General features: G+C 57.5%; 14 protein-coding genes and 2 riboswitches. Of the genes, 10 read left to right on the plus strand and 4 right to left on the minus strand.

The window, feature by feature from the left end:
• Positions 1–2 precede the first annotated feature (2 nt).
• The 3 genes from J4G14_04815 to J4G14_04825 all read right to left on the minus strand — a co-directional run bounded on the left by J4G14_04815 (position 3) and on the right by J4G14_04825 (position 4,268).
• A complete protein-coding gene (locus tag J4G14_04815) occupies positions 3–1,520 on the minus strand; it encodes a cobyric acid synthase (protein MCE2457117.1) in 1,518 nt (505 codons plus the stop codon).
• Between the two features lie 213 nt (positions 1,521–1,733).
• Positions 1,734–2,999, minus strand: a complete 1,266-nt coding sequence (locus tag J4G14_04820; GenBank protein MCE2457118.1) for an MFS transporter — start codon at positions 2,997–2,999, stop codon at positions 1,734–1,736.
• A gap of 87 nt (positions 3,000–3,086) precedes the next feature.
• Positions 3,087–4,268, minus strand: a complete 1,182-nt coding sequence (locus J4G14_04825) for an acyl-CoA dehydrogenase family protein (protein MCE2457119.1) — start codon at positions 4,266–4,268, stop codon at positions 3,087–3,089.
• Positions 4,269–4,371: 103 nt separating this feature from the next.
• Positions 4,372–4,565: riboswitch (cobalamin riboswitch) on the plus strand.
• A 286-nt stretch (positions 4,566–4,851) separates the two neighbouring features.
• Here J4G14_04825 and J4G14_04830 point away from each other — a divergent pair.
• From J4G14_04830 to thiS, 10 genes are all read left to right on the plus strand, one after another.
• Complete coding sequence (locus J4G14_04830; GenBank protein MCE2457120.1) at positions 4,852–5,652, plus strand: ABC transporter ATP-binding protein; 801 nt, start codon at positions 4,852–4,854, stop codon at positions 5,650–5,652.
• A gap of 17 nt (positions 5,653–5,669) precedes the next feature.
• Complete coding sequence (gene cobT / locus J4G14_04835; protein MCE2457121.1) at positions 5,670–6,770, plus strand: nicotinate-nucleotide--dimethylbenzimidazole phosphoribosyltransferase; 1,101 nt, start codon at positions 5,670–5,672, stop codon at positions 6,768–6,770.
• On the plus strand, positions 6,767–7,576 hold the full coding sequence (cobS, locus tag J4G14_04840) for an adenosylcobinamide-GDP ribazoletransferase (GenBank protein MCE2457122.1): 810 nt from the start codon (positions 6,767–6,769) through the stop codon (positions 7,574–7,576). Before cobT ends, cobS begins: the two co-directional genes overlap by 4 nt.
• A gap of 15 nt (positions 7,577–7,591) precedes the next feature.
• Positions 7,592–8,557 (plus strand): cobalamin biosynthesis protein CobD, encoded by a 966-nt coding sequence (cobD, locus tag J4G14_04845; protein MCE2457123.1) that lies wholly within the window; start codon positions 7,592–7,594, stop codon positions 8,555–8,557.
• Between the two features lie 5 nt (positions 8,558–8,562).
• Positions 8,563–9,648, plus strand: a complete 1,086-nt coding sequence (locus J4G14_04850; GenBank protein ID MCE2457124.1) for a histidinol-phosphate aminotransferase family protein — start codon at positions 8,563–8,565, stop codon at positions 9,646–9,648.
• A 15-nt stretch (positions 9,649–9,663) separates the two neighbouring features.
• Positions 9,664–10,230 carry a bifunctional adenosylcobinamide kinase/adenosylcobinamide-phosphate guanylyltransferase gene (cobU, locus tag J4G14_04855; protein MCE2457125.1) on the plus strand — a complete coding sequence of 189 codons (567 nt, stop codon included), beginning with the start codon at positions 9,664–9,666 and terminating at the stop codon, positions 10,228–10,230.
• Between the two features lie 163 nt (positions 10,231–10,393).
• Positions 10,394–10,570 (plus strand): hypothetical protein, encoded by a 177-nt coding sequence (locus tag J4G14_04860; protein ID MCE2457126.1) that lies wholly within the window; start codon positions 10,394–10,396, stop codon positions 10,568–10,570.
• 59 nt (positions 10,571–10,629) lie between these two features.
• A riboswitch (TPP riboswitch) is annotated at positions 10,630–10,744 on the plus strand.
• Positions 10,745–10,799: 55 nt separating this feature from the next.
• Entirely contained in the window at positions 10,800–11,582 is a 783-nt protein-coding gene (locus tag J4G14_04865; GenBank protein MCE2457127.1) for a thiazole synthase, read from the plus strand.
• Positions 11,583–11,584: 2 nt separating this feature from the next.
• Positions 11,585–12,235: a thiamine phosphate synthase gene (thiE, locus tag J4G14_04870; GenBank protein MCE2457128.1), complete on the plus strand. Its 651-nt coding sequence runs from the start codon at positions 11,585–11,587 to the stop codon at positions 12,233–12,235.
• Positions 12,236–12,439, plus strand: coding sequence for a sulfur carrier protein ThiS (gene thiS / locus J4G14_04875; protein ID MCE2457129.1), 204 nt, complete (start codon positions 12,236–12,238; stop codon positions 12,437–12,439).
• 10 nt (positions 12,440–12,449) lie between these two features.
• Here the strand turns inward: thiS and J4G14_04880 are convergent.
• Positions 12,450–13,258, minus strand: an 809-nt coding sequence (locus tag J4G14_04880; GenBank protein MCE2457130.1) for a methyltransferase domain-containing protein, incomplete at its 5' end; no start/stop codon positions are given.

Raw genomic sequence — 13,258 nt, forward strand, 5'->3', positions numbered from 1 at the left:
CCCTATCCAATCTCCATAGAGCTGTAGAGGAGGCCGACGTCCAGGTGTTCCCGGAGATAGCTCGCGAGCCTGTCGTATTCAGCATCCTGGGAAAAGTCATCTGTCCCGTAACTGCCGTCCAGGCCACGCATGGTCGCCACGTTGCTCAAAATCCTGTCCACCACTTCGTCGTTCTTGAAGAGGTCATGGACGTACGTGCCCAGTACGCGTCCGCTGGCGTCAACGAATCCCACCGGCGGACCGCCGTCATGGGGGTTCATGACAGGGTTCGCCTCACCGCGGGAATCGCTGACGCCGACGTGTATCTCATATCCTGCGAAGTCAAGTCCGGATGCCCCTTCTAGCAGTCCGGTATTCCCGACGATAGTGCCCTGAGTCCGGGTCGTGGTCTTGTCGCTGACGAAGTGTGTATCGATGTCCAGGATGCCCATACCTTGCACCACAGGTTGGTCAGACTCCACTCCGTCCGGGTCGTGTATTGACGCCCCCAGCATTTGCATTCCACCGCACACACCGACGAGAGGTCGATCGTCCTCCAGATGACGCCTGACGCCCTCTTCCACTCCAGACTCTCTGAGCGCAGTCAGGTCATCCACCGTCGTCTTGGATCCCGGGATGATGACCAGGTCAGGACGACCTAGCTCGGACGACCGCCTCACATACCTCAATCGCACACCATCGCGGCGCGCCAGCGGGTCGAATTCGTCGAAGTTCGCCATGTGAGGCAGGGCGAGGATCGCAATGTCGATGGTGCCGCAATGCACATTCCGGTCCGACACCCTGGCCATCCTGGGCGAATCTTCCTCAGGTACGTACACATCGGTCAGATATGGGAGCACACCAGCGACAGGCACATTGGTGAGGTCTTCGATCATGTCCAGGCCCGGCTTCAGAAGCTCTACGTCGCCCCTGAACTTGTTGATGATGAAGCCCTTGATGAGTTCCCGCTCGCGTTTCGCGACCAACTCTACCGTGCCATACAGCGAGGCAAACACACCACCCTTGTCTATGTCTCCAACGAGAAAGACAGGAGCATTGGCGTGCAGAGCAATTGCCATGTTGACGATATCGCCAGATCGCAGGTTGATCTCCGCCGGACTGCCCGCCCCCTCGACCACAATAATGTCGTAACGCTGTCTGAGATTGTCCAGTGCGTCTGCTACGACCGTCCACAGACGCTTCTTGCGCGTCAGGAAGTCCATCGCCTGAAGCTTCCCACGCATCTTCCCCATTGCAACCAGTTGGGAAGTCCTATGTCCTTCGGGCTTGAGAAGCACCGGGTTCATCTCGACTTCAGGCTCAACGCCGGCTGCATCTGCCTGTACTGCCTGGGCCCGACCGATCTCCAATCCGTCGGGAGTGACGGCCGAGTTGAGCGACATATTCTGAGCCTTGAACGGTGCGACTCTGTACCCATCCTGGGCAAACAGCCGGCACAGCCCCGTGACGATAAAGCTCTTACCAACCGACGATCCCGTACCCTGGATCATCACAACTCGCGCTGGCCTCAGTTCTGTCATGGGTGAGTCCGATCCTCAACTAGCGTTCGTCAAACGAAGGAAAGCATACAGGAGAATTGCAATCCTAAACAGAAGGCCACAACTCAAGAGCCAGTGTTTTGACAGTCCAGCGGTCCTCTGGCACTGACATCCGCCGGGTCTACTGACGCTGAAGACGTGGTAGGCCATCCGAGGATGCTGACTTCAATCAGGATTGGCTTGCGACTTGAACCTCTAAACCTTGAGTCTGCGAAGCGGCGACCTGATGACTCCAAGCCAGAGGACAACTCCCATCATTGCCAGGGCGCCACCACTGAGGGAAATAGACCATCCCAGATTCTCTCCGACGTACCCCAGGGGAAGGGCTCCAATGTAGTGCATCGCGGCGCCATTGAGCCAGAAACTCATCATTCGACCACGAAGCTGGGGAGGGGTTGTGATCTGCAAGATAGTGGTTCCCACGGAGATGAAACCCGTAAAGCCCACTCCAGTGAGGAACAGCAACGCCAGTGAGACAAGGTAGATAGGTGTCAGGGCAAATAGGAGCAGGGTGATCCCAAATGTGAAGATCATGCCCAGCAGGAGCATGTTCTTTCCCCTGAAGTCGCCAAATGACGCGATAACAAGATTGCCCACCAGCGACCCAACTCCAGTAACCGTAAGAAGAAATCCGGCGCCGTCAGCGTTCATGTTCAGCACTTCTCTGCCAAAAGCCGGAAGCACCTGAACGTACGATGCCCCGAAGAACCCAAATACGAAGCTCAACCCAATCATCGTGAATGCAATTGGGGAGTTTGCGGCGAAACGAATGCCGTCCCCTAAGTCGCGCATCACATTTGTGCTGCCTGCCTGCCTGCTCGAACCCAGGTCCCGCAACATGACCAGGAAGACACAGCTCACGCCATAGCAGGCGGCGTTGAGGAAAAGGGCGTACCCCATGCCGGCGTATTCAATAATCAGACCTGCCAGCGCAGGGGCCATAATTCGCCCAGTGTTGAACACGGCCATATTCAGCGAGGTCGCGTTTAGTATGTCTTCCCCGTCTACCAAGTCCGGCACGATCGCCATCTGGGCAGGCATGTTTAGGCCCTGGACCGTCCCCAGGACCAATGCGATGCCGTAGATGTGCCAGATCGTTATCAGCTGGAGTGCCGCCAGTGTGGCTACCAGGAGTATTAGCGCCATCACGAGGATCCTGCTGACAAACAACAGCCAGCGCCGGTCAACCCTGTCCGCGAATATGCCGCCAACGGTAAGCATTGCCAGGTTCGGTACACCATAGATGGCAATCACAATACCGAGTTGGGCAGCTGAGTCAGTCAGTTCTAGGGCCAGCCAACCAAGGATGAGAAATTGCATGCCCAGCGCCGCTGACTGGCCAATGCCAGAGAGCCAGTACAGGCGGAAGTTTCGATGTCTGAGCGCACTGAACGCTTGAATTCTGGGTGCAGTGCGTTGAGTAGTCGCTGTGCGGGTTAGGTCAGAGTTGTCGTCGGGCACAGCTACTGGTCTTTCTGGCGGACAGTGGATTCGGCATGAAATCCATCACATTCGATTTCTCTCGTGTAGGCATACTGTGAGGGGACACTAAGCCATTGGCTTGATATCACTCACATTGAGCAGAGTTGCGCCGTAGTTCTCGAGGGCTGTGTCGCTAACCATGAAATGCTGGGCCGCGGCGTTGATGTTGCGGAGGCAGCGCTGCAATATGTTGCTCCGATGGATTGCGGAGCCGCCCGCGTATCTGAACGCGATGGTGGCGACTTCGATTGCAACCTGTGTTACATACGCCGAGACCGCCCGCATTTCGGACTGCATAGCATCGTCTGGAACATGGCCGTGCGACGCAGTCTGGTAGGCCCGCTCAAACACGTCATGTGCAAGACTGCGAGCAGCGCGAAGACGGAAGTCACATGCGGCGATGTCCCCACGAAACGCCTCTCTATCGGCCAGTGACGACACTGGAGGATTTCCTCGTTTAGTCTTCGGGGCTAGGCCAACGATCTCGTCGAAAGCTCGCTGGGCGATTCCGAGGGCGATCCCCGAATGCTCATTTGCGACAAAACCCGGTCTTCCCATTCGATAAATGGCCCCGCCGCGCTTTGGCATCCATGTAGCCGATTCCCATGTGAATGATTCGGGCACAAACACCTCGCTGGCGGAGATGTCGTTGCTGCCGCTTCCCTCCAGTCCCGTTACGTGCCAGTTGTCGTGGATGTGACCCTCACTTACGGGAAAGACCATTGATAGCCGTGCGGGAACGCCATCTCTGGGATTCTCTACGGCTGCTCCCGCGGTCATCCACTCAGCGTGACGGACACCGCTGGCGAAAGGCCACCGCCCGGTCAGCATGTAGCCGCCTTCAACGCGAGTAGCGACACCTCTGAGGGCTGTTGATGTAGCGCCTGTGGGGATTCGTTCCCCACCGAATATCTGGGCGACAGCTTCGTCTTTAGTGAATGCTCCGGGCTGTCCAATTGCGGTTGCGCCAATCATCAGGCACCAACCTGCAGATGCGTCGATGTACGAGAGGGCCTCTATGACCTCGATCTGTGTGACAGGGTCAGCTTCCGCTCCGCCTAAGACCCCTGGCAGCTTGAGCGTGAAGAGACCAGCGTCCCGCATAACTTCGACGGCGGCAGGGGCGAGAGTCCCGATCCGCTCTGACTCGTCAGCGGAAGCCGCCACTGTCTCCCGCACGTCTTCTACAAGCGCAAGCAGGGCGTTCCTCTTTTCGCCACGGTCCTTTGGAAATTTCGGCAGGTTCAATTCTCTCCTCTTGAGCACGCTGGGGTAAGTGTAGTCGTCGCTTACCGGACACTGCATCATTATTGACAGTCTAACAGGCCACTGTTAGTATCGCGGCAGCCAAGAAAGGCCAACCCAGCCCGGTGCGCTCGAGAGTAGAGTGCGAATAGGGAAAGCGGTGAGAATCCGCTGCGGAGGCGCCACTGTAACCGGTTAGCCACCCCGCTGAGGCCACTGCCCACACGTAATTGGGCGGGAAGGCGCGGGAGAGGTGACGATCCGGGAGCCAGGAGACCTGCCGGGTAGGGCTGAGTGGCCGCTCTTCGTCCCAGGGAGCGCCTCAGGCTCTGTTCATCGCTACAACCTAAGCGAGATCAGTCAATGCAATCCCTGTCGCAAAGAGCGGCGGGGATTTTTTGATGTTACCTAATATTGACAGAGGAGCGACATGTCTACGCTCCAACGAAACCACTAGAGACTTGAGCGAAGTTCCAGCTCGCATCGCAACTGTGCTTGGGCGGAACGACGCCACTGCGCCCTCAGGCGGCCGCTACTTTGGCCGTAGTCTTCGAGACCGCTGCGGGTGCTCCAAGGCTCCGAGGCGATGACAGTAGCCGTACAACAGGACCTGCTCGAGGCGACCGGAGTGTCCTTGGACTTGGGTGGCGTACGTGTCCTCAAGAGTGTCTCATTCACCGCTCGCCCCGGTGAGGTCACGGGTCTGATCGGACCAAACGGTGCGGGGAAGAGCACACTGCTCCGCGTACTGGCGGGTCTTGTAAAGCCTGACGTCGGGTCAGTTTCACTAGGCGATGAGGACCTGTCGAACTTCAACCCCCGCGAACGTGCCCGGCGTATCTCGTATATGCCTCAGCATGACGCCATTCATCCGTTCACTGCACTGGAAACCGTCCTAATGGGCAGATACACGCACTTGGGCAGGTTTGAACTCGAGGGGCGTCGGGACCGCCAGATCGCTCGTGAGGCAATGGCGCGTACCGAAACCGTCGAGTTTGAAAGCCGCCAACTTGACCGTGTCTCAGGAGGGGAGAGGCAGCGTGTGATTCTGGCCCGCGCGCTTGCACAGCAGGCAGCCATCTTACTGCTTGACGAGCCGTCTGCGAGCCTAGATCTCAGGCACAGGCTGTCCATCATGGAAACAGTGCGCTCCGAAGCTTCCAACCGGGGCGTCGCCGTTGTCGTCGCACTACACGATGTCTCCCTCGCAGGCACGTACTGTGACAGGCTCTCCATGATTTCCTACGGAAGTATCGTTCACGATGGTGAACCTGCCAGTGTCCTCACAGTCGACAATCTGAGGGCTGTGTTCGGCGTCGAGACCGAGGTAAACATTGACGATTCGACCGGTTGTCCACAAGTGTGGCTGATTGGGCCTACTACATAGCGAAGGTAGGTACACACATGGTAGATGAACTAATCACGATCGCAGAGGCCATTGGGCGGATTCGTCCAGTGGACCTCGATGCGAAGTCACGAGCTGAAGCCAGGCAGGCCACCCTTACGAAACCTCCTGGAAGCCTGGGACGGCTGGAAGCGCTCTCTGTGCAATTGGCGGGAATCTTCGGTTCGGAAACTCCGAGAGTACGCGACAGGGTGGTCGTTGTTGCCGCAGGGGACCATGGTGTTGTTTCCAGAGGCGTGACCGGCTACCCACAGGAGGTCACCGCTCAAATGGTGATGAACTTCCTCGCAGGAGGGGCAGCCGTTAGTGTCATGTGTCGCAACTTGGGTGTGCGACAGGTCATTGTCGATGCAGGTGTGTCATCCAACCTGCCTGACCATCTCGAGCTTAGAGTCCTGAAAGTTGGTCGAGGCACCGCAGACATCAGCAGAGGACCTGCCATGACGAGGGAGCAGGCTGATCGCTGCGTTCTTGAGGGAATCAAACTTACGGTCGAGCTGGCAGAAGCAGGGAACGACTTGATCGCCACCGGTGACATGGGCATCGGCAATACTACGTCATCAAGCGCAATTACGTCTGCGATAACCGGTCGACACCCACAGGAGACTACTGGTGCAGGCACAGGTCGCACACCAGAAGAGCTCGAGCAAAAGATAGGCGTGGTTGGTTCGGCACTGGACGTCAACGCTCCCGATCCGAACGACGGATTGGATGTCCTTGCCAAGGTAGGCGGCTTCGAAATTGGAGTCCTGGCCGGAGTAATCCTGGGCGGTGCCATGATGCGTCGAGCAGTAGTAATCGATGGTTTCATCTCAGGAGCTGCTGCCCTAATCGCCCACAAGATGTCCTCTAACGTAATTGACTACGTGATTCCGGCTCATGTGTCAGCCGAAAGGGGACACCGGGCCTTGCTGTCCTGGATGGGACTGTCGCCCCTGTTGGACTTGAACATGCGGTTGGGTGAAGGTACCGGTGCGGTGGTCGCGATGCCGATCATCGATGCGGCGGCGGCGTGTCTCTCTGAGATGGCTACATTTTCGGATGCGGGTGTATCGGACAGGGACCCTGATTCTGGACCTGCGAACGATCAAGGCCCATGACTGGACTGCGCTCCGCGATTGGATTCCTGACGATTCTGCCAGTCGCTCCACGAACTGGGGCAACCGGGTTTGTGTCTTCACGTGCCTGGTTCCCGGTGGTAGGGCTGACTCTCGGGACAGTTCTTGTTGCTACTGAGATCGCGCTGGAATCCGGGTATCCACTCTTCAACGAAAGCCATCGTCCGTTCCCACCGCTGCTGTCAGCTTCCATTCTCGTGGCTGTGCTGGTCGTATTGACGAGGGCACTCCACCTCGACGGATTCATGGACTGCTGCGATGGTCTTTTGGGCGGTTTCAGCCGGGCCAGAAGGCTGGACATACTTAGGGATCCGAACGTTGGAGCATTTGCAGTGACGGGAGTGGTGTGTCTACTGATTCTTAAGGTGTCGGCGATTATGGCATTGCCTGCGAAGAGTGGACTGTGGCTGCTGTTCCTACTACCGTGCCTTTCGCGGTGGGCCGTGCTACTGACGATGGAGATATTTCCCTACGTCAGGGAGGAAGGCATTGGTTCGCCGTTTATGGGTCGGACAAGCGCACTGCAGCGTATCCTTCCACTGACTGTGACATTGTTGTCTGCTCTTTTTTTCTTGGGGGCGGCAGGTCTGGTTCTCATGGCAGTAGCCGGGGCGACGGCATGGGGAGTTGGGGCATGGTCCTCGAAGCTATTGGGAGGCGTCACGGGGGATGTGTACGGAGCCGCGATCGAAGTGGCCGAAGTATCCGTCCTCATCTCAGCCGTTCTCCTCACCCATATCTTCTCGCCCGACGTATTCGCGTCTGCCCTCAATCTGATCAACTTGTGATCAGGGAAGAGTGGAATGGAGTGGAGCGCATGGCCGGCCGAATGGTATCTGGATGTAGGAGTGCTGCTGGTCGCCCTTACACTCGATCTGCTCCTCCCCGAGCTTCCCGCGCGAGTACACCCAGTGGTCTGGATTGGCAACGCGGTTTCGTGGCTTGGACGACCTGTTAGGAACAGCCAAAGTAGGGTATTGGCCCTTTTCTGGGGAGCGCTCGTGGCATTCATCCTGCCTGGAATTACAGGTGTCCTCGCCTGGCTGGCAGCTCTCGGTCTTAGAGAACTCGGTGCCGCCCCCTACGTCTTGGGCGGCGGATTGTTGCTCAGCACTACATTTGCTGTCGCCGGACTCGCCCGAGCTGGCGCAGCTGTGCGAGACGCAATGGATGCTGACGACATAGACAGGGCGAGACTCGGTCTTCGGCATCTGGTCAGCCGGGACCCAAACTCCCTCACTCCCCCCTTGATCGCCGCCGCCGCCATCCAGTCAGTAGCTGAGAACACTACCGATAGCTATATTGCTCCATGGCTGGCGTTCGCTCTCTTTGGTCTGCCGGGGGCATTCGCATACCGCGCCATAAACACGCTGGATAGCATGATTGGATATAGAGGCCGTTACGATTATCTGGGTATGGCTTCAGCCCGCCTTGACGATCTCGTGAACCTGATTCCCGCCCGGTTCAGTGCGGTGCTAATCGTGATTTCGGGGCGGCTTTATGGGCTTCCTGTGACTAGGGGATGGATTTGGGCTTGGAGGGGGCGTCTCCTTACTGAGAGCCCCAATGCAGGATGGACGATTGGCGGAATGTCAGGCGTTCTGGGTGTAGTGCTTGAGAAGACCTGTCACTACCGAATCGGAGATGGACTTAAGGACCCCTCTGCCACAGATATCGGTGCCACAGTGCGCATTGCATACATGGTGGCCGGACTCGGGATTGTGATGGCACTTACTCTACTCTCGGTTCGCGGCCTGTTTGGGAGCTGAAGCAGATGGTAACTCCACTCTCTCACGAAAGACCGGTCCATGGTGGCCTGAATCTGGCCGAACTCGAGAGTCTGGGTCTGGACCCCCGTGAGGTAATCGACTTCAGCGTCAGCATCAATCCACTTGGCCCGTCGCCTCAAGTCTTGGAGGCGATTCAATGCCCCGAGCTGGCCGCATATCCTGATCCTGACTGCATCGAGCTCAGGAGGGCCATCAGCAGGCACTCCGGAGTCGACGTCGAACGCATAGTAGCTGGTAACGGCTCGACCGAACTCATATACCTCCTGGCCAGAGCGCTGCTCGGACCTGACGAAAGCGCAGTAATATTCGCTCCGACATTCGGCGAGTATGCGGCCGCGTGCCGACTGCAGGGTGTGGAGACAGTGGCGGTCTCTGCCTCTGGCGAAGGGTTCGCGTGGAATCTAGGTGAAGCAAGGGACATGATTGCCAGCCTACGCCCGAAGGTCGTATTCCTCTGCAATCCGAACAATCCTACGGGCGTCTACTTGTCCGAGGATGAAGTCAGGAGCATCGCACGAGCACTGGGTAACTCGGGCCTATTGGTGTTGGACGAGGCATATCTGCCTTTCGCGCATGATGACTGGGACTCGCTGGATATCTTGTCGATGGGAAATGTCGCCCTGCTGCGATCCATGACTAAGGATCACGCACTGACCGGATTGCGGCTTGGGTACCTCCTGGCCTCAGAAGACGTTGCGAGTCTTGTCGGAAAGTTTCAGTACAGTTGGAGCGTCAACTCGCTGGCACAGATTGCCGGCCTCGCTGCACTGGGAGACCCGAACCATGTAGTAATGGGGCGAGCAATCGTTGAGCAGGGCAAAGAGTATCTGCGTAAGGCTGCTTTGTCGCTGGGACTGGAATGCCCGCCCAGTGCTGCAAACTTTCTGCTTTTAAGAGTTGGGCAGGCCACCAAAGTCCGACGTAGACTTCTAACTCAACATGGTGTGTGTGTCAGAGACTGCACTTCGTTCGGTCTCCCTGAGTACATACGAATAGGCGTGAGGACGATGGACGAGAACCAGGCATTGGTCCAAGCCTTACGCAACGTAATTCCAGCAGGAAGCGACTAGAGTCCGGGAGTCCCATTGAGCAAACAGTTAACGTTAATACTCGGTGGAGCCCGTTCAGGGAAGAGTAATCTTGCCGAAAGGCTGGCTGGACAGTACGAAAGCGTCCTGTTCGTAGCTACGGCCGAACCCTTGGACGAGGACATGGAACGTCGCATTGCCCGGCACAAGATCAGCCGACCGCATCATTGGATGACACTGGAAGAACCCGTTGACCTCGCCTCATCTCTCCTGGCAACCGACGATCAGCACGACATCTGCTTGGTTGACTGCTTGACAGTCTGGGTCAGCAACCTGCTATTGAGAATAGAGGACCGTGTTGACGCCGAGGATGCGATAGTGAACGCGGCTGAACGTCTCCTGGACGCCTACGATATTTCGACCGCATCTTGGATTGTCGTAAGCAACGAGGTCGGACTCGGAGTCGTTCCCCCAACTCCTCTCGGTAGAAGATATCGGGATGCGCTAGGACGCGTAAATCAGCTCGTGGCGGCCAGGGCAGACAAGGTCTACTTCATGGTCGCGGGACTTGCTCTGGAGCTAAAGTCAGCGGGTGCGATACCGCTTACAGATGTAGATCACTAAGCCGAAACCAATATCACGTACCTAAGGCGAGAAGATAGGCATCGCCGTACCACTTGATTCGTCCTGTAGATGTGACCCTCTCTTTCATGTCGCCCTGGCGAAGGTTGACTGTTGCCCCACGATGCCTAACCATGCCATTCAGTGACATCTTGAGGAGGCGACCGTGAACCTCACTAATCCACTCTTTCCCACATTTGTGGTTGGGAGTTTGCCACGTCCCCAGTGGGTACGAGACTTGATCGAAGATCGCAAGGCAGGTCTAATCGGAGATTCAGCCTTCGACCGTATTCTGGACGACGCCGTACCTTCTGCGATCCGTCTGAGAGAGAAGTACGGGTAGCAGATGGGAGACGCTTCACGATTGACAATTCGCTGTCTACTCGGCTATTCTGACCGCCACAGATAGGTAGCGGGAGCTTGGGAAAACCGGGCTGAGAGGGCTGATATAGTCGCTGCCGACCGCGATAACCTGATCTGGGTAATGCCAGCGCAGGGATTGAATGTGAGACCTCAGACGCCGCTGGCAGCAGACCGGCGGCGTTTCGTTTTGTTTATGTGGGAGGAAGTCAATGGATGACAAGCTGGTCATTGCGGACAAGGAGTTCGATTCGCGCCTCATGGTGGGAACCGGCCGGCATAGGTCCAACGAGGAAATGGTCGAGTCCATTGAGGCCTCCGGTGCCGAGATCATCACCGTGGCGATCCGCAGGCTGGACCTCGACAACCTTGAAGAGAAGAACATACTCGACTACTTCAATTGGGACGAGTACACCATTCTTCCCAACACTGCCGGCTGCAAGACAGCAGATGAGGCAGTCTTTACCGCCCACCTTGCTCGCGAAGTAACGGGTTCTGACTGGGTCAAAGTCGAGGTTATTCCCTATCCTGAGTATCTTCTGCCAGACCCCAGGGGGACCTACGATGCCTGCAAACGTCTCGTCGACGAGGGATTCGTGGTGCTCCCTTACATCCACGCCGACCCTGTACTGGCAAAACATCTCGAAGAGATCGGATGCGCCACCGTCATGCCGCTGGGTTCTGCCATCGGCTCCGGCCAGGGCGTGCAGACACTGGATGAGATCAGAATAATCATCAGGCAGTCCACCGTACCGGTGGTCGTGGATGCCGGACTTGCCGTTCCTTCCGATGCCTCGGTTGCGCTCGAAGCCGGCGCGGACGCAGTCCTGGTAAATACTGCTATCGCCCAGGCTGAGGACCCGGCAGGCATGGGAGAGGCGTTCAAGCTGGGAGTGCAGGCCGGACGGATGGCGTATAACGCCGGTCGGATCGCTCGAAGGGCTACTGGCGTTCCTTCCAGCCCTGCCGAGGGAGTCGCCGCCACAGCCTCCTGAAGATGCGACCCACGCTCCACACTCCTTCGCTTTGCCTTGTGACCGACCGTAATCGCACGGGGTCGGGTGACGTAGGAGCGGCTGCCGCGTCCAGCATCAAGGGTGGAGTTAGCATGGTCCAGCTCCGTGAAAAGGATATGCCCCCATATGAGTTGCTCAGACTCGCCCGGCGTCTACGCCGTATCACAGAGGGACGGGCGCTCTTGATAGTCAACGACCGCGTTGACGTAGCTATGCTCGCTGGCGCAGACGGCGTGCAACTTGGCGAGACGGCACTTGACGTTGCGGGCGTCCGGAGCCTCGTCGGCCCCGACATGCTCATAGGTAGGTCAGTTCACTCGGAAGTAGGGGCTGTCGACGCGGAATGCCAGGGGGCTGACTACCTTGTACTCGGGACCGTGTTCGAATCTGCCTCCCATCCCGACGGCCTCGTCGGCGGCCTTGACTTGGTCCGAGAGGTCACTCAGGCTGTCGGAATTCCTGTACTCGGCATCGGTGGAATAAACACTGACAATGCCACAGGCGTGATGGAGGCTGGCGCCTCAGGCATTGCGGTTATCACAGCAATAACAATGGCAGAAGACCCGCGCATGGCAGCAACCGGCCTCATGGAAGCGATTGGTGCCAAAATTCCAAGTCCTGCGAGTGGCTAGATGATTACACTCACCGTAAACGGCAAGCCTCGCGAGGCCGAAGGGCCGGTCAACCTCAAGCGTTACCTGGTCGACATCGGCATAACCCAGACAGCTATCGCTGTCGCTCATAACGGGACGGTCATTCCCCGAACCGAAATCGAGTCGGTCACACTGGAAGACGGCGACTCACTGGAGATCGTACGTGCAGTCGGCGGTGGCTAGGTAGTTCTATCTAACCGGCCAGCGGCTTGCGTGCAGATATCACCACTGCAAACGGGACTCGCTCGAGCCGCTCCTTATGGTCAGCCCAGTACCGACCTGCGTAGGGAGACTCAGCCACTCTATCCGGCCCGAGTGGATAGGGTTCTAGGAGTGCTTGTAAAACAAGCCCAGCCTTGGTAACTGAGCCAACCAGTTCCTCGATGGTCCTGAAGAATGTCAGACCAAGTGAATGGCCTTCTGGCACAGGCTCTTCCCATACTTCTACTGGCGGGTTGAAGTAGTCTGTCACCAGTAACGTACTCCTGCCCATGTCCCAGTCGAAAGCCGTGAGTGGATGCACTGTAGCCATCAATAGCTGTCCGCCGGGACGGAGCAAATTGGCACAATTAGCGACGCAAGCTCCCAGATCAGGGATGAACTCCCATCCGAATGCCGACAGCACGATGTCGAACGAACCTGGACGGAACATCAGCGGAGCCGCCATGTCACCGGTGATCAGGTCGAACGACTGCCCTGACTTCACCTGAAGTGTTCGAGCATAGGCCAGCTGGTTTGGTGAAATGTCCAGCGCTACGACATCGGCACCCCATGACGAGAGCGCGATTGAATTCTGCGCTCCACCACACGCCAGTTCCAACACCCTCTTCCCTCGGAAATCGCCCAAGAGACGATAGTGACGCTCACCGGGGGCAAATGGTGCGTAGTGGACATCGGACTCAGAAATCGCACTGTCTGCCTGGTAGGACTCCGACATGGCGTCCCATCCAGCCCTGATTGCGGTCTTGATGCGTTCGTCCTGCACGGTCAGAACGCTGTCAT

The organism is Dehalococcoidia bacterium (genome assembly GCA_021295915.1).
Classification (GTDB): Bacteria; Chloroflexota; Dehalococcoidia; order Lucifugimonadales; family UBA1123; genus VXRN01.

What these genes read in the sequence shown, in the direction of transcription:
- thiE (MCE2457128.1), top strand. Translation starts at nt 11,585, where the DNA reads ATGCGACCCACGCTCCACACTCCTTCGCTTTGCCTTGTGACCGACCGT.
- J4G14_04815 (MCE2457117.1), bottom strand. Translation starts at nt 1,520, where the DNA reads ATGACAGAACTGAGGCCAGCGCGAGTTGTGATGATCCAGGGTACGGGA.
- J4G14_04865 (MCE2457127.1), top strand. Translation starts at nt 10,800, where the DNA reads ATGGATGACAAGCTGGTCATTGCGGACAAGGAGTTCGATTCGCGCCTC.
- cobD (MCE2457123.1), top strand. Translation starts at nt 7,592, where the DNA reads ATGGAGTGGAGCGCATGGCCGGCCGAATGGTATCTGGATGTAGGAGTG.
- cobS (MCE2457122.1), top strand. Translation starts at nt 6,767, where the DNA reads ATGACTGGACTGCGCTCCGCGATTGGATTCCTGACGATTCTGCCAGTC.
- J4G14_04850 (MCE2457124.1), top strand. Translation starts at nt 8,563, where the DNA reads ATGGTAACTCCACTCTCTCACGAAAGACCGGTCCATGGTGGCCTGAAT.
- cobT (MCE2457121.1), top strand. Translation starts at nt 5,670, where the DNA reads ATGGTAGATGAACTAATCACGATCGCAGAGGCCATTGGGCGGATTCGT.
- J4G14_04830 (MCE2457120.1), top strand. Translation starts at nt 4,852, where the DNA reads ATGACAGTAGCCGTACAACAGGACCTGCTCGAGGCGACCGGAGTGTCC.
- thiS (MCE2457129.1), top strand. Translation starts at nt 12,236, where the DNA reads ATGATTACACTCACCGTAAACGGCAAGCCTCGCGAGGCCGAAGGGCCG.